16 protein-coding genes are annotated in these 19,206 nt (G+C 46.3%); 8 read left to right on the top strand and 8 right to left on the bottom strand.

The annotated features are described in order from the left end of the window. Positions 1 to 2: 2 nt before the first annotated feature. A complete protein-coding gene (locus QYB97_RS20405) occupies positions 3 to 158 on the top strand; it encodes a hypothetical protein (RefSeq protein WP_301167874.1) in 156 nt (51 codons plus the stop codon). 31 nt (positions 159 to 189) lie between these two features. On the opposite strand, the gene QYB97_RS20400 is transcribed toward QYB97_RS20405, so the two are convergent. Next, positions 190 to 924: a hypothetical protein gene (locus tag QYB97_RS20400; protein ID WP_301167873.1), complete on the bottom strand. Its 735-nt coding sequence runs from the start codon at positions 922 to 924 to the stop codon at positions 190 to 192. 125 nt (positions 925 to 1,049) lie between these two features. Here QYB97_RS20400 and QYB97_RS20395 point away from each other — a divergent pair, with 125 nt between their 5' ends. The 5 genes from QYB97_RS20395 to QYB97_RS20375 all read left to right on the top strand — a co-directional run bounded on the left by QYB97_RS20395 (position 1,050) and on the right by QYB97_RS20375 (position 5,263). Next, the gene (locus QYB97_RS20395) at positions 1,050 to 2,654 is read left to right on the top strand and encodes an FMN-binding glutamate synthase family protein (RefSeq protein WP_301167872.1); all 1,605 of its coding nucleotides are present in this window, start codon (positions 1,050 to 1,052) and stop codon (positions 2,652 to 2,654) included. A gap of 131 nt (positions 2,655 to 2,785) precedes the next feature. Then, positions 2,786 to 3,073, top strand: coding sequence for an autorepressor SdpR family transcription factor (locus tag QYB97_RS20390; protein WP_301167871.1), 288 nt, complete (start codon positions 2,786 to 2,788; stop codon positions 3,071 to 3,073). Next, positions 3,070 to 3,720: an SdpI family protein gene (locus QYB97_RS20385; RefSeq protein ID WP_301167870.1), complete on the top strand. Its 651-nt coding sequence runs from the start codon at positions 3,070 to 3,072 to the stop codon at positions 3,718 to 3,720. The genes QYB97_RS20390 and QYB97_RS20385 overlap by 4 nt, the downstream gene beginning before the upstream one ends. Before the next feature lie 68 nt (positions 3,721 to 3,788). After that, entirely contained in the window at positions 3,789 to 4,532 is a 744-nt protein-coding gene (locus QYB97_RS20380) for an SDR family NAD(P)-dependent oxidoreductase (RefSeq protein ID WP_301167869.1), read from the top strand. 122 nt (positions 4,533 to 4,654) lie between these two features. Next, positions 4,655 to 5,263: a class I SAM-dependent methyltransferase gene (locus QYB97_RS20375; protein ID WP_301167868.1), complete on the top strand. Its 609-nt coding sequence runs from the start codon at positions 4,655 to 4,657 to the stop codon at positions 5,261 to 5,263. Between the two features lie 936 nt (positions 5,264 to 6,199). On the opposite strand, the gene QYB97_RS20370 is transcribed toward QYB97_RS20375, so the two are convergent. Continuing rightward, entirely contained in the window at positions 6,200 to 6,397 is a 198-nt protein-coding gene (locus tag QYB97_RS20370) for a DUF2188 domain-containing protein (protein WP_301167867.1), read from the bottom strand. Positions 6,398 to 6,553: 156 nt separating this feature from the next. Here QYB97_RS20370 and abc-f point away from each other — a divergent pair, with 156 nt between their 5' ends. After that, positions 6,554 to 8,110: a ribosomal protection-like ABC-F family protein gene (abc-f, locus tag QYB97_RS20365; RefSeq protein WP_301167866.1), complete on the top strand. Its 1,557-nt coding sequence runs from the start codon at positions 6,554 to 6,556 to the stop codon at positions 8,108 to 8,110. Between the two features lie 250 nt (positions 8,111 to 8,360). Here the strand turns inward: abc-f and QYB97_RS20360 are convergent, their stop codons facing one another. From QYB97_RS20360 to pheA, 4 genes are all read right to left on the bottom strand, one after another. After that, positions 8,361 to 10,163, bottom strand: a complete 1,803-nt coding sequence (locus QYB97_RS20360; protein WP_301167865.1) for a Xaa-Pro dipeptidyl-peptidase — start codon at positions 10,161 to 10,163, stop codon at positions 8,361 to 8,363. A 187-nt stretch (positions 10,164 to 10,350) separates the two neighbouring features. Further along, a complete protein-coding gene (locus tag QYB97_RS20355) occupies positions 10,351 to 11,460 on the bottom strand; it encodes an endonuclease (RefSeq protein WP_301167936.1) in 1,110 nt (369 codons plus the stop codon). Between the two features lie 313 nt (positions 11,461 to 11,773). Next, positions 11,774 to 12,727: a DUF1835 domain-containing protein gene (locus QYB97_RS20350; protein WP_301167864.1), complete on the bottom strand. Its 954-nt coding sequence runs from the start codon at positions 12,725 to 12,727 to the stop codon at positions 11,774 to 11,776. Between the two features lie 9 nt (positions 12,728 to 12,736). Continuing rightward, a complete protein-coding gene (gene pheA / locus QYB97_RS20345; RefSeq protein WP_301167863.1) occupies positions 12,737 to 13,561 on the bottom strand; it encodes a prephenate dehydratase in 825 nt (274 codons plus the stop codon). A gap of 278 nt (positions 13,562 to 13,839) precedes the next feature. Here pheA and QYB97_RS20340 point away from each other — a divergent pair, with 278 nt between their 5' ends. After that, positions 13,840 to 15,516 carry a M14 family metallopeptidase gene (locus QYB97_RS20340; protein WP_301167862.1) on the top strand — a complete coding sequence of 559 codons (1,677 nt, stop codon included), beginning with the start codon at positions 13,840 to 13,842 and terminating at the stop codon, positions 15,514 to 15,516. A 51-nt stretch (positions 15,517 to 15,567) separates the two neighbouring features. Here QYB97_RS20340 and QYB97_RS20335 read toward each other — a convergent pair whose 3' ends face one another. Beyond that, positions 15,568 to 17,856, bottom strand: a complete 2,289-nt coding sequence (locus tag QYB97_RS20335; protein WP_301167861.1) for an ATP-dependent DNA helicase — start codon at positions 17,854 to 17,856, stop codon at positions 15,568 to 15,570. Between the two features lie 55 nt (positions 17,857 to 17,911). After that, on the bottom strand, positions 17,912 to 19,177 hold the full coding sequence (locus QYB97_RS20330; protein WP_301167860.1) for a sensor histidine kinase: 1,266 nt from the start codon (positions 19,175 to 19,177) through the stop codon (positions 17,912 to 17,914). Positions 19,178 to 19,206 lie beyond the last annotated feature (29 nt).

The raw sequence follows: 19,206 nt of genomic DNA, 5'->3' as shown, positions 1-19,206 counted from the left end.
CAATGTCTCGCGGAAAAGAATTCGAACATAAGAAAAAAGGTCATCCAGGCAACTTTCCTGAAGAAAGCATGATTGCTGATCAAGGGAAGGAAAAAGCCGAAGTGGATCCGTATATCGTAACCAATGAAGCCTTCAAGAACCGAAAAGAAGAAGAATAAAAATCAGCCGCCGGCCATCTGCCGGCGGTTTTTATGTTGTAAAAAAAGTTTGCAGTTTTTCCCGGAGCGCTCCCTTTCTTTCCCGCAGCTGTCTGTGCCGGTGGCCATTCGCACCTGAAGGGTGGGGAAAGCCAAGCAGGCACTGCGATTCATCGATCTTTCCTTCATCGATAAAAATGTGCAGAACGTCTTCCACGGCTTTTCCGAGCGGAACAATCAAGGGTCGGTCAAGGGTCAGGATATCCGTTTCTAAGGTATCCCTTGCATAGTTCATTAAAAACGAATTATTTTTGATGGGCGGCTGGTGTCCTGTGTAGTTTTTCCCGTTTGAAAACACCGGATATTTAAGGAGCGAAACCGTGTGCAGCAGCTGCCGCTCTTCACCAAACAGAGCAGATGCATCCGGAAGTTCAAAAAACGAGGGCAGTTCCATCTCATCCAGCATCTGAATCAGATACGTTCTCATGCTTCCTGAAAACTGCGCCGCCTTTTTGGCTGCTGTTAAAATTTCCGCCGTACCCTCCCCTTCTTCCAATAGCCTTCTCGCCGTCCGGAAGGCGAGCTCCATCTGCACCCAACCCGGGGTTATGCCAACAATTACGATTTTCCCCTTCTCATTTACCGCTTCATTATGCGGAGAATAAAACATTTCAAGCTGACCGTGTTTTTCCATCAGAAACGCGGAAGTCAGCAAGTCCTCCCTGCTGTACCGCTCCCTTACGGGCAAGGACAGCAAAGCCCTTAGGTAGTGATCAAAAAACTCCATTTGCCTCTCCCTTTATCCATCAATTTCTTACCAGTATACCCGATTTCCCCCTGGTTTCTATTTTTGCCATTCGTGGAAAAGGAATGATAAGTGCTTTGTCCACAAAATTTGTAAGGAGGATTGTGATGAACGTTCTATTCGATCTTGTAATCGCTTTACTTATCATAATTGGTATCTTGCTTTTGGTTCCCATTGTCTTCTTCATTTACTTGTACATAAAAGACGACCGCCAAAAGCAGCATTCCATCCTCAGAAACTTCCCGGTCCTCGGGAAAGTCAGGTATTTCACTGAAAAAATAGGACCCGAGCTAAGGCAGTATTTATATAACAACGACAATGAAGGAAAGCCGTTTTCACGCAAAGAATTTCAGGATGTGGTGAAGTCCGGGAAGTATAAAGACAGGCTGGTGGGCTTTGGTTCTCAAAGGGATTTTGGTGAAGAGGGATATTTTATCCGCAATACCTTGTTCCCAAAATTGAGAACAGAGCTGAAGGTGGATAATGAGCCCAAGATCAGAACGAGGATTTATGTAGAGGAAGGCGATAACTTATTTTCCCGAAAAGAGCGCAGCGAGGAAAAGCTGATTAATCCGGTTTATCTTACAGACGAGAACGCTGTGATTCTGGGAGAACACACATGCCGGCACCCTTTTAAGCTTAAAGGACTAATCGGCCAATCAGGCATGAGCTATGGCGCTCTCGGCGAAAACGCGATTTCCGCTCTATCCAAAGGCCTGGCGATGGCCGGTGGTACGTGGATGAACACAGGTGAAGGCGGACTTTCCGAGCATCATCTTGCAGGCAAGACGGACATTATCTTCCAAATCGGTCCGGGGCTGTTTGGAGTAAGAAACCTGGACGGAGAATTTTCATGGGAAGCGTTTAAGCAAAAAAGCGAAATGGAACAGATTAAAGCGTTTGAACTCAAGCTTGCACAGGGGGCAAAAACTCGCGGCGGACATGTGGAGGGTGAAAAAGTTACAGAAGAAATCGCAAAAATACGGCTGGTTGAACCCGGTAAAACAATCAACAGCCCCAACCGGTTCAAAGAGTTTGATTCTCCAGCCACCCTGCTTCACTTTGTTGAAGAATTGAGGAATGTGTCAGGAAAACCCATCGGCATTAAAATTGTAGTTGGAGACCTGGACGCACTGGAAGAATTGGTGGCCTATATGAAAGAAAGCGGTGAATGCCCTGATTTTATTACGATTGATGGCGGTGAGGGCGGAACCGGAGCGACCTTTCAGGAATTGGCCGATACTGTCGGACTGCCGATCCAGTCCGCCCTCCCTATTGTCGATGAAATGCTCAAAGAATACGGCATACGGAACAGGGTCAAGCTCATTGCATCTGGAAGGTTGATCACTCCGGACAAAATCGCCATTGCGCTCGCCATGGGCGCAGATTTGGTCAACCTCGCCCGCGGGTTCATGATCAGCGTGGGCTGCATTATGGCACAGGTTTGCCATACGAATAACTGCCCTGTCGGGGTGGCAACCACCAACAAAAAGCTGCAGGACGGGCTCATTGTTGAGGAAAAACAATACCGGGTCTGCAACTATCTGGTTTCGCTGAGGGAAGGTTTATTTAACCTTGCTGCAGCTGCGGGGATTGACTCCCCCACCAAGTTCGAACGAAAGCATATCGTTCATAAAGATAAGCTCGGACGTGTGTTCCCGCTGGATGAGATTTTACACGCCGCAAAGAAAACGCAGCATCAGGAACACTAAAAAAACCTGTGACAGCATACCGCTGTCTTTTTTTTTGCCATTTGTATCTCTGCCTATTTACAATTTCTTTTTATTTATATACTATTTAGATGAACATCTAAATACTTTTTCTTCCAGAAAGGAGAGTTGATGTGAACGAGGTGTTTAAGGCGTTAGCCGATCCCACCCGGCGCCGGATCCTGGACCTTCTTAAAAACAGGGATATGACGGCAGGTGAAATCGCTGATCATTTTCAAATGACAAAGCCGACAATCTCCCACCATTTGAACACGCTCAAGAAAACCGAGCTGATCCAGGATGAAAAGCGAGGACAATATATTATCTATTCCATCAACACCACTGTGTTCCAGGACGTGATGAATTGGTTTTTTGGTGTCATGCAAAGCAATCCTATCCATAAAGGAGAGAATGAAAAATGAAAAAACACGCCTTTCCCATTTTCATCATTCTTGCTGCAGCAGCTGTTTGGCTCATATTCTATTCACAGCTCCCTTCCCAATTGCCTATTCATTGGGGACTGAACGGCGAGGCTGATGGATATGCCTCCAAGTTCTCAGCCATGGCTATGAGCCTCGCACTCTTGATTTTTGTTTATCTGTCTCTTTACTTTTTACCGAAGATCGACCCAAAGCGAGACAACTACCAAAAATTTTCCCGCAGCTATCTCATTATTATTTATTGCCTGATGGCCCTGTTCTTTGTCATTAATCTCATGATCATTGTTTCAGGACTTGGGTATTCCGTTTCCATTAAAATCGTAATGCCGGTCATACTTGGTCTTCTGTTTATTATTCTTGGAAACTATATGCAGCAGGTCAAGCCGAATTGGTTCATTGGCATTAAAACTCCATGGACCCTTTCCGATGAAGAGGTATGGAAGAAGACTCACCGGTTCAGCGCCAAGCTCTTTTTTGCAACAGGGATTATTATCCTTCTTTCGCTGCTGGCCCCTTCCGGCTGGAGAAGCTATCTGATTTTCCCTGTCATAATCATATCTTCACTTATTTCCATTGCTTCTTCCTACTACTTTTTCAAAAAAAATAAAAATGTTACCAATAACCTGTAACTTTATTCACATTGTTTTACCGCTGTTAAGGGTATAGTGAAAGTGACTAAAACAGGGAGGTCATACTCATGAGATTAAAAGGAAAAGCAGCCATTATTACAGGAGGATCCAGTGGAATCGGAGAATCTGCTGTACGGGAAATGGCAGCCAGCGGTGCACATGTACTGATCGCTGACGTTAACGACGAACGCGGCAAACGGCTTGCCGCCGAGCTCCATTCAGATGAAACGAAAGTCATCTACCAGCATGTTGATGTCACCAATGAAGACGACATTCAGAACATGGTGGAGAAAGCCGTTACAGAGTTTGGAAAGCTCGACATCCTGTTCAGCAATGCCGGGATTGGCGGCATGTCTCCTTCAGTTGACCTTTCAATTGAAGAATGGAGAAAAGTGATTTCCATTAACCTTGACGGTGTTTTTCTCTGTGCCAAGCACGCCATTGCCGCCATGAGAAAAAGTGGAGGCGGAAGTGTGGTCAACTGTGCTTCCATCCTCGGTCATGTCGGTCAGGGAGCTACCGCAGCCTATACCGCAGCCAAAGGCGGCGTAGTTAACCTGACCCGTACTCTGGCGGTTGAATATGCCAAGGAAAATATCAGGGTAAATGCCGTTTGTCCGGGTTACATTGATACCCCTCTTCTTCAGCAGCTTGATGATGATATGAGAAATCACCTGATTTCCCTGCATCCTGTCGGCAGGCTGGGCAAACCCGAAGAAGTGGCCAAAGCCGTTGCTTTTTTGGCTTCTGATGACGCAAGCTTTATTACCGGAGCTAATCTGCTTGTTGATGGCGGATATACAGCTCAATAGGAATCTCCGGCCGGATGGAATCTCATCCGGTCCTTTTTGTGTTCTTACCTTCTCCTGACTTTTTGGATGGCTCCCTTTTGGGTACATTGATTAGTGAATCCATAAAAACAGGAGTGTGCCGCATGAGCATTCGTAAAAAAGTTTCAGAGCAATTTGAAAAGCCGGAGGGATTGCTGGGCAAGATTGCCGGCAAGATCATGTCCAATGAAAATAAAGAATTAAATGAAAAAACCATCTCCGCTCTAAATCCTAAAGACAACGACAATCTGCTTGAAGTGGGTTTCGGCCCCGGCGTAGGCATTGAATATGTATGCAGTACCTACCCTTCCTGCCATATCGTTGGCTTTGATGTCTCTGAAGAAATGAAAAAACAAGCAGCCTCACGAAATGAGGAATATATTAATGATGGTCGTGTGGAACTATACCACGGCCCTATTTCTTCTGCGGAGAAGTCCATGCAGTTTGACGGTGTGTATTCCGTCAACTCGATCCTCATATGGAAGGATCCCATTGCTTACCTTAAAACGATCAAGCAGTTAATGAAACCGGGAGCGCGCATTGCCATCACCCTTCAGCCTCATGAAAAAGGCGCAGATGATGAAACAACACAGGAAATAAGCAAGGTTATTTCATTGTATTTAAAAGAAGCCGAATTCGGACAAATCAATGAGACCATTTTGGACTTAAAGCCTGTGGATGCAGTCATTGTAACGGCTGTTAATCCACTCTAAAGTTTTTTTAAAATTTATTTAAAAAAAGTGTTTTAAATCTGGATGATCGGGAAAACAAACTATGCAACACTATATCAACCATATGGAGGGAATTGTGATGAGTAAGAACAATCGTTCCGAAACATCCAATGAGCCAAGAGATGGACCGAAATAGTGAATGCAACACAAGCCATACAGCAAGACAGTAAAAGGCAATTCAGTACTACATCAACACAGTAAGAAGGAAATTCAGCAACAAAGGCATTGGGAAGTTCAGTATTAAGGTAACAAAAAAGTAAGTAGTAAGTAGCAAGAAGAAATTTAGCCACACCGATTTATGATTCAAAAAGTCAGCTCTATGAAAGATGCTTTACTCTTTACTAAGTCATATACTGGAGGGTTTGCAATGGGTAAGAACGTTTACAGTTCCGAGACATGCAATGATCCAAGAGATGGACCTAGTATTACGTGTAAGTGTGTAAGAGCGATTTAGGAAACATGAAAGTCCGTAAGGTAATTTAGAAAGTTTAAGTAAAAGCATTGTACGGATGTAAGACCTGTGCAACTTTTAATGAAAATGGAATAAACGCTATTCAGATCCAAATTGGAGTGATTTGTCATGGAGCGGAGCGATTAGGTTCCGAACCTTGCGAAGAACCGAAAGATGGACCTAATGGTGGAAATATGAACGAAATGCAAGAAGGTAAGTTTTAAGAACAAATGCAAGTTTGTAGTACGAATGTAAGAATGTAACACTGCAAGACGAATGAAAGGCAAGAAACCACGTATGTTGAAGAAGAATTAAGATTGAAGGAGTCTTGGTCCCAAGGCTCCTTTTTTTATGTGGAAAAGGAGCTGTCCAAGAAGCCTGGAAGCCGTTGATTTTCGTGGAAGCTTTTTACACAAAAAGAGGCTTCCTGAAGGTCAATTTTTGACTTTCTGGACAGCCCCTTTCTCTTAGAATTTTTTTTCTTCCTCAATTTCAAGCTTTGAATCATATACAAGAACTCTGCTTGGCGTATTCTCCTTTGCCAGCCGCTCCGCTTCCTCAATGGCTTCTGCCCTGCTTGTGTATGTTTCTGTAGGTGCCACATCCTGAAGTTTTACAATCCATCCGTTGACTCCCCTGTCAGGTACTACACTGTAGTCATTCATGTTGGCAATCCTCCTTTTTCTTGGTACAGTAAAAGTTTCCCAACCTTCCTCCCTATCAAACATTATTTGAAAAATATCCCGGAAACATTGAGTTCTCCCTGCCAAACATACTATAATCAAATGGTGATCTTAACAAACAAGAAAAGGTGTATATAGATGAGTGTATTAACAGTAAAAAACTTAAGCCACGGTTTTGGTGACCGTGCCATTTTTAATGACGTCTCCTTTCGTCTTTTAAAAGGAGAGCATGTCGGCTTGATCGGAGCAAACGGTGAAGGTAAATCAACCTTCATGAATATCATTACCGGCAAGCTTCAGCCCGATGAAGGCAAGGTGGAATGGGCCAGGAAAGTCCGCGTGGGCTACCTTGACCAGCATACCGTACTCGAGCAGGGAATGAGCATGCGCGATGTTCTCAAGAGCGCGTTCCAGTATCTGTTTGATGTCGAAGCGGAAATGAACGGCATGTATGAAAAAATGGGAGAAGCAACTCCTGAAGAGCTCGAAAAACTTCTTGAGGATGTGGGTGTCCTTCAGGATGCACTGACCAATAACGATTTTTACGTCATTGACGCAAAAGTGGAAGAAATCGCCCGGGGACTCGGCTTGGATGACATTGGTCTTGATCGCGATGTACATGACCTGTCCGGAGGGCAGCGTACGAAAGTACTCCTTGCCAAGCTATTGCTTGAAAAACCTGAAATTCTTCTTCTGGATGAGCCGACCAACTACCTCGATGAGCAGCATATCGAATGGCTGAAACGGTATCTGCTGGAGTATGACAACGCGTTTATCCTGATTTCGCATGATATTCCGTTTTTAAACAGCGTCATAAATTTAATTTACCATATGGAAAACCAGGGTCTTAACCGGTATGTCGGAGATTACGACAACTTCCAGAATATCCATGCAGCGAAGAAGCAGCAGCTTGAAGCGGCATACAAACGCCAGCAGCAGGAAATATCTCAGCTAAAAGACTTTGTTGCGCGAAACAAAGCCCGTGTTTCGACCCGAAACATGGCGATGTCCCGCCAAAAAAAGCTGGATAAGATGGATGTCATCGAATTAGCCAAGGAAAAGCCGAAACCTGAGTTTAACTTTAAAGAAGCACGAACTTCAGGAAAGCTGATCTTCGAAACGAAAAACCTTGTCATCGGGTATGACGAACCGCTTTCCCGCCCGCTTGACCTGCGCATGGAGCGTGGGCAAAAGATTGCGCTTGTCGGGGCAAACGGAATCGGTAAGACCACCTTACTAAGAAGCATCCTCGGCGAAATTAAACCGATATCAGGTACCGTTGAACAAGGCGAGTTTCTCCATATCGGGTATTTCGAACAGGAAATCAAAAGCAGCAACAACAATACATGTATTGAAGAAGTATGGGATGAGTTCCCTTCCTTCAATATGCATGAAGTTCGTTCAGCTCTCGCAAAGTGCGGTCTCACCACCAAACACATTGAAAGCAAGGTGCAGGTGCTGAGCGGCGGCGAAAAAGCCAAGGTGCGCCTTTGCAAGCTGATTAACAACGAAACCAATCTTCTCATTCTTGATGAGCCGACCAACCATCTGGATGTGGATGCGAAGGATGAACTGAAACGTGCCTTAAAAGCGTATAAAGGAAGCATTCTTCTCATCTCCCACGAACCGGAATTTTACCGTGACGTTGTAACCGAAGTTTGGAACTGTGAAGACTGGACAACTAAAGTATTTTAAGAATGGAAAAGGGGCTGGCCAAGAAGTCTGGAAGCCGTTGATTTTCGTTCCAGGCCGCTCGCTTTCCGCGGGGCGTGCGGTGAGCCTCTTGACGCAAGCGTCTGCGGGAGTCTCACCTGTCACGCTAGTCCCCCAGGAGTCTCGCACCTTCCACTACAATCAACTTTTCATAGAAGCTTTTTACGAAAAAGAAGCTGACTGAAGGTCAATTTTTGACTTTCAGGACAGCTCCTTTTTACTTTCCTTCTCTTTATTGCAGTGCTTTGCTTCCCCCGGTTACCGGAAGGATCAGCTCGCTTTTTAGCGGATCCACTGTAATCACTGTGCCTGCCACCGGTCTCAGGGTGTAATTATAATCGCTCGAAACGAGCACTACTCCCAGTTTATGCCCCTTTTGGATCACATAATCATCCGGCTGCATTTCCCATGCAAACGTATACTGCTTGCCGGGCTTTAATGCTTTGGAACGGGAATCGGATTTCAAGTTTTGCGGATCCATCCATCCACGCGTCACAATTTCTGTTTTCTCTGGTCCGTAATCAACCAGCAAGGCAGTCAAATTAGCCACCGGACGGTCAATGCTTGCTGCGACTTTCACTTTCGGTGTACCGCTGATTCTGACATCTTTGCCCAGCTCCGGTGTCAAATATGCCAATCGGTTCGCCGAATTTGCTTTCGGGTTCAATACAAGATCCTCTGCCTTTTTTGTTGCATCATCAAGGATGGTCTGATGCACCTTGGATCCATTGTTAACCGGCAGCTTGGACAGCGCTCCAGGGCGGAGATGCAGCGCAACCGGCTTTGTTTTGGCGGCCGGCCAGACGTCTTCTGTTTTCCATTGCTTGTCTTCCCGCTGAATATCCACTGCAGGTTCGTCCATAATGTCATTTTTCACATCATACAGCCAGTAATCGAACCATTTATTCAGCGTAGGCAGCCATACGTCACGCCTGAAGCTGTACGGATTGGCATGCGCTCCCTGATGAAGCCAAAGCTTGCGGGGAACATTATTTTCTCCAAGCGCTTCCCACCACTGGGCGAACTGTTTGGTCTTTACATTCCAGTCATTCAGCCCGTGCACAACAAAAACGCTCGCTTTTACCTTGTCCGCATCCTTCACATAATCACGGTGAGACCAGTAATCATTGTAGTCTCCTGTTTGACGGTCCTGTCCCTCTGTCAGCTCTTTGATCACATCACGGCAAACCTCCGGATTATCACGGGTTAAAATGGCTTCTGCCATATTATCTGTGTCTTCCCCCGGATAGCCGCCTGGAGCGATAACTGCACCGTTTCCTCTGTAGTAGTCATACCATGAGCTGATAGCCGCGATTGGAACAATCGTTTTCAGCCCTTCAACCCCAGTGCCGGCGACTGCATTGGGAAGGGTGCCGTTGTACGAAACACCGGTCATCCCGACATTACCCGTTGACCAGTCGGCGTTCACTTCTTTCCCATCCTCCGTATACGCCCTGGCTCTCCCGTTCAGCCAGTCAATGACTGCCTTTGTTCCTTCAATTTCCCGCTCATCGCCTGTTGTCGGACATCCTTCCGATAATCCTGTGCCGATGCTTTCTGCCAGCACCACCCCATATCCTCTCGGAACGAAATAATCATCATAATAGCCCGGCAGATTCGCTGCACTCGCTTCCGGTGCCGGTTTTCCTTCCCGGTGGCCGTTCCCGCCCTTTTTTAGAACCGCATACAATTCTGTGTTAACATCATAGACCGGCACGTCCTTCAAGCCTGCGCGATATGGGCTCATTTCATAAATGACCGGTACTTTCAGCCCTTCTTCCGTTTCTTTTGGACGAATGATATCCGCATGCACACGGTCCGGCTTTCCATCCCTGTCGCTATCAATCTTTGTTTCTATGAAAACCTTCTCCGTGATGGCATCATCCAGCGAATAGACTGGCTGTGTCATTCCGTTTTTCACAACTGGATGCTGCACATCCGCTGCTGTGTTATGTACCGTTTTTTGAACGTTGGCCCCCATCATAAGGGGCAGGAGCAAAGCAGAACACAATGTAACCGAAAGCGACTTTTTCACCTATCAATCTCCTCCTTTTTTATAAAAAATGACTGACTTTGTTGTATCTTCATCATAACGTAAAAGAAGGAGCTAATTAGCAGCCGTTAATCAAAAATGGATAAAACAGGAACTTGTTACCATTCTTTTTGTCAAAACGTTACCTTTGGCCTAAATAAAAAAAGGCTCACACGGGTGAGCCTGCTCCTTACTGCCAGATGGCAGCCGCATATTCGGGATGATCGATGAACGGATTGCGGTTATTCTGATAATCATTATAAATAACTTCGTTGCGGTGGCGTTCAAAACTGTCCACCGGATCCTGCTGGTTCCATTGCAGCAGAACAGACATTTTGCCAATATAGGGAGCTGTTCCATTGCTGACACTGTTATTCATTTCAAGATCCGGTTCACCGGAGTCGCCTTCATAGCGGACCGCCATGTAGAAAATCATCCGTGCGACATCACCTTTAACGGCATTTCTCGGTTCCCACGAATCGCTGTCCGAATAGTTCCCTTTGGCTTCGGAATTTTCCGTTCCGCCGTTGTCAAAATCAAGATTTCCTCTTGAGCTGTTTACCGATACATCGGTTGGGCGAAGGTGATGAAGGTCGGTGCCAGGGCCCATCGCAGTCCCAAAGTCACCATGGGATTTCGCCCAGACATGCTCCCGGTTCCAGTCGTCCACTCCGCCTCCATTGGTCGTTTTGCTTTGCGAACGTCCGGTATACAAAAGATTGACATTGTTTTTGTTGTTCGGATCTTCATCCGTATGGCGGAGCGCATCCCAGACCGCATCATACGAAACTTCTGTATGGTCATCGATAATGCCGTGAAGCGCACTCTTTAAGGCCGCCCCTGTTTTTCCCTGTGCACTGTCATAATAGGACCCCGCATCTGCTGGCGGCGGATCAGACGGCGTTCCTCCGCTTCCCGTTTCCATCGAAGTAACATTTTTCACACCAGGATGTGTAAAGTAGGAGGTTAAATAGCCGGTTACCGTTACCTTTGTGCCCTTCAGGCCGGGATTGCTCTGCAGGCCAAATTGGCTGCGATAAGAGGATGGCACCTGAACATAAATCATTTTGGATGTTGCTGTTTCCCCGGCCGCATCTGCCAGGGCAATGGCATAATCACTCGGATAATTACTGGTTACCACTGTTGATGCCGCCGTGGGCTGTCCTGTCACATACCCCTGCACCGTTTTTAGTGTGTTGCTTTGGTTGGCCATTGCCTGTGACACCGTATACGGCGATGATGCCGAGCCATCCCCTGCAGCTTTCAGTGTTGGAACAAAAGCCAGACTGCCAATGATCATCGTTAAAACAAGTGAAAAAAGAAAGACCAGTTTTACATGTTTAACCGGTTTACCTTTCATATGGAACCCTCCCGCACCTTAATCTATCCATTGGACATACTGACTGAAGTTCGAATTCCCTCTGAAATAGCAGCATCATGTACGATGAATATAGTTTTATCATAAAAGACTTCTGTTAATTCCATTTTACAGAGTTGTAAAACATTCACACAGTTACCAAAGAAGGAATTATTTATGATCAAAAAGCGTACCTTTTGACACTGCAAATATGGATTGAAACGCAAAAAAGCCAGAACTCTCATCCTGGCTTTTCTCACGTACGTTTATTGATTATTTTTCCCCCGTTCCAGCGCCATTCTCCATACTGCACGGCTGCACCGCCGAGCCACCATTCACCTGCGGCATAGTCAAAGCGGTCTTCACGTTCCATTAACACTTCAATGCCGTCATAGGTCAGTTCCAAAACAGCTTCCTCTGGTTCAGCGTCATATCGAGGCAGTTCGCCCTCCGTGAGTTTGAGCAGCGGCTTCAGGTGATCGAGGATGGCTGCAAAATGCAAATCGCTCAGCCCGTCGTCCGGTCGTTGTGCTCTTACCTGTTGATAGAGTTCAGTAAAGGAGCTGATTCCCTCATGCATCAACTGAAAAATGTGCTCCTCCACCTCGTTCAACCCATTACTCTCTGACGGAAAATAAGAGAGATGCCTCCGGAGCGCACGTTTTGTATAAGGGAGACTGCATTCCCCATGCAGCAGCCAGTGCCTCAAATCCCTCGGGTCATCAGACGCATAAGCATTCCAGCCAAGCTCAGCCTCATGAAGCTGTGTTTCGGAAATGATGACGCGGTCTTTATGCAGTGCCGCAAGCTGGGATGCAGTCAGCTGTCCCAATCCGAAAAATGGCTCGATGCCTGGATAGGCGTCCGCCGTCACCATATATAGACTGGTTAATCCAAGCTCTTTCAAGGTTTTCAGCAAATAGAGAAGCATGGTCTGGTCATAGCGGTCATGCTCAAACCAAAGCGTAATGTCCGCGTCGGCAGGAATGGAACGAAGCTCCTGTTCCTGCAGCCGGCACGTGTTAAGAAACAATTCAGCTGGTAGGCCCAGCTTCTTTTCAAAAAATCCTGCTCTTTTCTTTAGCAATCTATCATTCATATCCGGGTCAACAGGACCCAAGTCATACATTTCCCGCCAGATGATGATGTCACCCTCAAGATCAGTCAACTTATTTCCAACCGTGTCACCATTGACAATATGAACGTTCATGCAATCCCCCTAATCCAGCTTTGTGGCAGTGAAGCTGCCCAGAATATTGACTTCGTGTCCATAGGTTTGCAAAACAGCAACCGCTTTTTCGATCAATGGATCCTGAATTCCAAATCCCGCCTCCAAGAAGAATTGATAGGCCCCAAGCTTCTTTTTGGTAGGCCGTGATTCAATCCAGGTCAGATTGACATTCAATGCCGAGAAGACATTCAGTATAGAAGACAGCACCCCCGTATATTCATCGCTCGGAATTACCTGGAGCATCGTTTTCTTAGCATCAGACGGCGCTTTCTTGTCCTTGGTCACGACTACAAAACGCGTCTGATTTTCATAGCTTTCTTCAATATTTTGGCGCACTTTCACCAAACCGAACAAATCCCCTGCATATGCGGATGCCACTGCAGCCACATCACTCCGCCCAGCTTCGCGAATCGCTGCTGCTGCAGAAGCCGTGCTGTCAAAGTGCCGTGTTTTTACCTTCAGACTTCGTATGTATTCCCTGCATTGCGCAAGAGCCGGTGGAATCGACCAAACCTCCTGTATATCCTCCTCCTGTGTACCTTCCGTGCCAAGTAAATGAAGAGAAACGGGAAGAATGACTTCGCCCCTGATATATAAATCATTTACCAGCAAGCTGTCCACAGTCATGTTGATAGTTCCTTCTATTGCATTTTCAATGGGTGCAATGCCCCAATCTGCCAGTCCGTCCCCAACTGCCTCCAGCACTTCAGGCACCGAATCACACATATGCCATTCCACATTCTGGTCTTTAAAATAACGATGCGCTGCTTCCTCGGAAAATGTGCCATGAGGCCCCAAATATGCCACTTTCATTGCCAAAACTCCTCTTTTAATGTTTCATTTACGGAAACTTTTCTGAGGATTATACCATGTTAGGGAAAGAATAACCATAGATGTCTGATTGTTCGCATTATACAAGGTCCATACCACCTGTCAGCCCTCCTGGGCCAAATCACTCAGCTTCTCTCAAAATTCACTCTTTGTTTGGTAAATTACTCCTGTTTTACTTATAATTGGGTGTATTCGGTTTAACAACCACAAAAACTATGTTATAGATTGAATAATCAAACAACTTAACAGGAGGTTTTTTTATGAAAAAAGTCCTGCGTTCCACTTCTTTCGTACTGGCTCTTGCCCTTGCAGCCGGCATCTCAGCCCCTGCATCTCACACCGAAAAGGCGGCCGCTGCTGAAGCTTCGGATCCGTTCACTCCCTACTATGGCAACGGGCCAAGTTATATTCAGCCAGATAACATTTCGTACCTGTTCCCAAAGCCCAGCGAAAGTTTTTCTACTCCTGCCTTTGAAAAAGGAAGGCTGCCTTTCACTTCCCAGGAAGAAATGATGTCGTTCATCAAAAAACTGGACCGTAAGTACAAGAATGTCTCCTTAACCACCATCGGCAGTTCCCTTGAAGGACGAAAGCTTCCATTGCTTCTCTTCAGCAACGACAATCCCGACACAATAAAAACGAACAAAAAGAAGCCGCTGATCTGGATTCAGGGGCAAATTCACGGCAACGAACCAGCCGCCGGTGAGTCCGTGCTTGTCACTGCTCAAAAGCTCGCACAGGGCAAAATGGGAAATGTTCTTGATAAAGTAAATATTGCGATCATGCCGCGCGTCAACCCGGATGGTTCCTACTACTTCAAACGGTATATCGCCACCAATCTGGATGCCAACCGGGACTACATGAAAGTGGAATATCCGGAAGTTCAGGCCATACATAAGGCAATCAATGAATATCAGCCGGACGTTGTGCTTGATACACACGAATATACGGTGAATTCCAGCCCGCTTAAAAAGTTTGGCGAAAGCGGATCACTTCCTTCATTCGACCTGCTGATTTCATCTGCAAAGAACTTGAATATTCCGCAGAGCCTGAGAAAAGCATCTGACAATCTTCTCCTGAAGAATGTGAATAAAGGACTCGATGAAAAAAATTTATCCCATCATCCGTACTATACGCTGGCGACCGAAGGCAGTGACCTCGTTGCCACGGAAGGCAGCACAGAAACCCGAATCGGAAGAAATGCACTCGGCCTGAAAAATACGATGACCTTCCTCATTGAAACAAGGGGAATTAACATCGGCCGTGCTGATTTTGACCGCCGTGTCTATGCACAGACCATGGCACAGCAATATTTCATCAAAGTAACGGCCGGTAATGGCGCAAAAGTGAAAAAGCTGGTCAACAATGCCCGTCAGGAAGTAGTTGCAAAAGGGAAAACAACCAACGATCAGGATAACGTAGTGGTTACCAGTGAAAACAAACGGGTACCGGACCAGAAACTGAAGGTCGTGGACCTTGCCACTGCGAAAAAAACGGACATCCCGATCATCTGGGAGGACTCCACTGATGCGTTTCCAACGCTTGAGAGAGAACGCCCAACAGCGTATATCATGCCGCCAGCGTATCATGATGTTGCGAATAAGCTTTCTGTTCTCGGTGTGAAAGTGGAAAAGCTGAAAAAGCCGGCCTCCCTTTCTGTTGAGAGCTACAAAGTGACCGATAAAGTTGTTTCTACGGAACTTGAAAACGGCCATTATACCAATAAAGTAACCACCGAGGTAAAGGAACATGTTCATCCGTTCCCGGCCGGAAGCTATGTTTTCAGCATGGCACAGCCCCAAGCAAACTTTATCTCCCTGGCTCTTGAACCCGAATCGGTGGACAGTTATGTTACCTTTAACTTTTTGCCGGTTGAAAAAGGAGACGAAATCCCGGTCTACCGCTACATGAGCGATAAAAAACTGAATGTGAAATAAACAAAGCAGCAGCGCAGCGGAATGTTCCCGCTGTGCTGCTGCTTTTCCTTTTTATATGACGGTGAAATGTTTCCACTCAATAGGCAGGAGCGACTGATACTGCCTGGTTAAAAACCGGTCGTCGACAAGCACGATGACCCCATGGTCGCTCTCCGAACGGATCAGCCTGCCGCCGGCTTGCAGCACTTTATTGATGCCTGGAAACACATAGGAATAATTATAGCCATTCTTCCTCCGCGAAGAAAAATAGTCTTTTATAATATTCCTCTCAAGCCCTAGCTGAGGAAGCCCGACTCCAACCACAATGACACCGTTTAAACGGTCGCCGACAAGATCGACTCCTTCTGAAAAGATGCCGCCCATCACGGCAAAGCCGACCAGTGTTCCGTCTGTGCCTGCTTGAAAGGATTGTAGAAAGCCTTCCCGCTCTTCCTCTGTCATGCCGGGGGACTGTACGATGGACTGCTCAGCCACATCAAGATTCTGAAACTGTTCATAAACGTCATTCATATATTGATAGGAAGGGAAAAACACAAGAAAATTTCCTTTGTTTTTTCCGGTCACGCTGGCAATCATCTCTGCAATCGGCTCTTTCGTACTTTCCCTGTCCCTGTACCGGGTGGACAACGGCTGGATATAAACCTCCAGCTGCTCAGGGTCAAAAGGAGATGGAATCGCCAGGGCATAATCGTCTTCCCGAAAACCGATCATATCCTTGTAATAATCAATTGGTGTGAACGTGGCCGAAAAATAGATGCTTGAACGGTAGCCTTTGCTCATCTGCTGAAGCAGCACTGACGGATCAAGACAGAACATCTTGATCTTCACCTCGCTCCTCACATATTCCACATAGGTGACATACCGTTCATCATACAGTTTGGAAATGCGGATAAAGCTTTGCGCGGTAAAATACGTATCAAGAAGAAGCTGCTGGCTTTCTCCCTCTTCCTGGCGAAGCAGTTCGCTTTCAGCCGTTACAACAAAATGTTCCAGAAGTTCAATAAGCTCTTCGGGCATCTCTTCCTTTACCAAACTTCTTTCTTCACCACATTGTTTTTTCAAAGCCAGACCAAAATCATTAACAGCCTTGGCCGCTTTTTGCAGCTCACTGTTTCTTCCCTTAAATTCTCTGGATACCTGAAGAAACGCTGATTTGTACAGTTCTGCCGAAAACATGGAGCGGCCGCGGTCAACAAGATTATGTGCCTCATCTATAAGCAGAGCGCTCTGTTTTTTCTGTTCCTCAAAGAACCGTTTGAGCGATACCCTCGGATCAAACACATAGTTGTAGTCGCAGATCACCGCATCAGCTCCATAGGCAAGGTCGAGTGAAAACTCAAACGGACAGAGCCTGTGCTTAAGCGCATATTTCTGGATCACACTGCGGTGAATAACCGTCTCATTGGCCAGAATATCCAAAACGGCCCCGTTTACGCGGTCATAATAGCCTTCTGCAAATTCACAATAATCCTTCTGGCAGATGGTTTTATCCTTCAAGCACATTTTTTCCTTGGCAGTCAGTGTGACGGTATGCAGTTGAAGCCCCTTTTTTTGCATAAGCATTAGCGCTTCTTCGGCCGCCTCTCTTGTAATGGTTTTAGCCGTGAGATAAAAAAAGCGCTGCAGAAGATTTTCACCGATTGCTTTTACAGCCGGAAACATGGTGGACATTGTTTTCCCAATGCCTGTGGGCGCCTGGGCAAACAGGTTTTTCTCCTCCATAATCGTTGTGTAGACGGCTCCGGCCAGTTTCCGCTGCCCTTCCCGGTAGGTGTCAAACGGAAACGGCAGCTCCCTGATGCTCCGGTCACGCTCCTGGCGGTGGTGAACCATCAGCTGCGCATAAGGGACATACTTGTCCACCGTTTCGGTTAAAAAATCAGACAGCTCGCTTTGAGTAAAAGTCTTTTTAAATCGCTTCTTTTCCTCTGTTTCCACCTGCATATAGGTGAGCTGCACATCCATCGAATCCAGGTCATGGTCAGCAGCATAGATACACGCATACACCTTGGCCTGTGCCCAATGGACAGGATAGGTATCTTCTTCAATCCATTGCAAATCACGGGACGTGGACTTGATTTCTTCTACGGTGACATTGCCCTCGGAAAAGAGCAGTCCGTCACAGCGCCCTTCGATAACGAATGCAAGCTGATCCCGTACCACCTCAGTCTGGACAAACACTTCTTTTTGATCATTGTCGGCATAAGTTTTTTGTATTTTTTGATGCGCTTTTGTGCCCTCGGTCATCGTGCTCACCGAGCGGAAGCGGGAGTCGATACTGCCGCTTCTGTACACATATTCGACCAGTCCCCGAACGGAGACTTTTACAATGTCCGGCATGTTATCACCATTCCATAAGTTCTCTTATGAACAGTTTAACAGAATATAACGATTATTAATTGATATTCATCTTTTTGTGGAGCGGAAGACTGAGAGTGACTTCAGTTCCCTTTCCGGTTTCGCTTTTGAACGAGATCTTCCCCTGCATGGACTCAATAATTTTAACTGAAACCGTGGTTCCAAGCCCTGTCCCTTTCTCTTTTGTTGTATAAAACAGAGTACCGATGCGTGACAGCTGTTCGGGTGTCATGCCTTTTCCTGTATCAGCAACTGAAACAACCGCCCGGTCGCCGGATAAAGAGAGTGACACGGTAACGGTTCCTCCGCCGGGAGTGGCCTCAATCGCATTTTTTATCACGTTAACGAGTGCCTGTTTCAGCTGGTTCCGGTCAGTAAAGAGGAAAGCCTCTTCCGTCCCTTCCCATTTCAGCTCCACTCCCTGCTTTACTGCCAGGGCATTCAAAAGCATGCATACCTCTGAAAGAATTTGAGATAAAGAGAAACGCACAAGCTTCTTAAACTCGGGTTTGGCGAAATTCAAATAATCATTAATAATCACCTCTGCCCTTCCCAGCTCGCTTAACACAAGGGGAATATAAGAAAAATGATGATCCTTGTCGTCTTTTTGCATAAGCTGAAGAAAACCTTTCACAACTGTAAGCGGGTTTCTTACTTCATGAGCGATTGAGGCTGCCAGCTCACCCATGGTGTTCAGCTTTTCGGCCTTCTCAATCTCCCGCTTCATAAGAGTACGTTCAATAATTAATTCATTCAGACGGGCCGCCGTCCCCACCCCGAGGACGCCAATAATGCCAAAGGACAGCACACGATAGACCGAATCCATCATCATGCTGTTGATTTCACCCGAATACGCGGTGTAGGACAAAAGGATAAAGATTTGTACAACAGTCGGCCATACACCCACCAGCATGGCTATCTTCACCCGTTTGTATGGAGGGTAGTTCCTGAAAGTACTACTAAACCAAAAAGGAATCAAGGCAGCCAATATTATTCCTGCCAAAGCAAATAACAAAGCTTCTCCGCCAAGAGCTGTACGGCAAACGAGAATGGTTACTAAAACCATCCCTCCTGAAACTTTACCTCCGTATAAATAGGCAAGGATCAACGCTACATAACGCAAATCCCAATAAAGGCCCCCTTCCTCATACGCGAAGATCATACAAAAAGCCGCACAAATGCTTTGCAGTGCTCCCCAAAGATAAGGAGACGAGGAAAACTGCTTTTTTTCAAAAAAGAAGCCGTAACTTAAAACGGGGGCGAGTACCATCAACACGTGTAAAAGGAGTTTTTCTGTCAGCATCAGCCTGTCTCCTGACGAATTTAGTTTTC

The sequence above is a fragment of the Fictibacillus fluitans genome, assembly GCF_030418125.1.
In the GTDB taxonomy this organism is placed as follows: Bacteria; Bacillota; Bacilli; order Bacillales; family Fictibacillaceae; genus Fictibacillus_C; species Fictibacillus_C fluitans.
The sequence above is the reverse complement of the archived record's forward strand: the minus strand, read 5'-3'. Positions and strand labels throughout refer to the sequence as shown.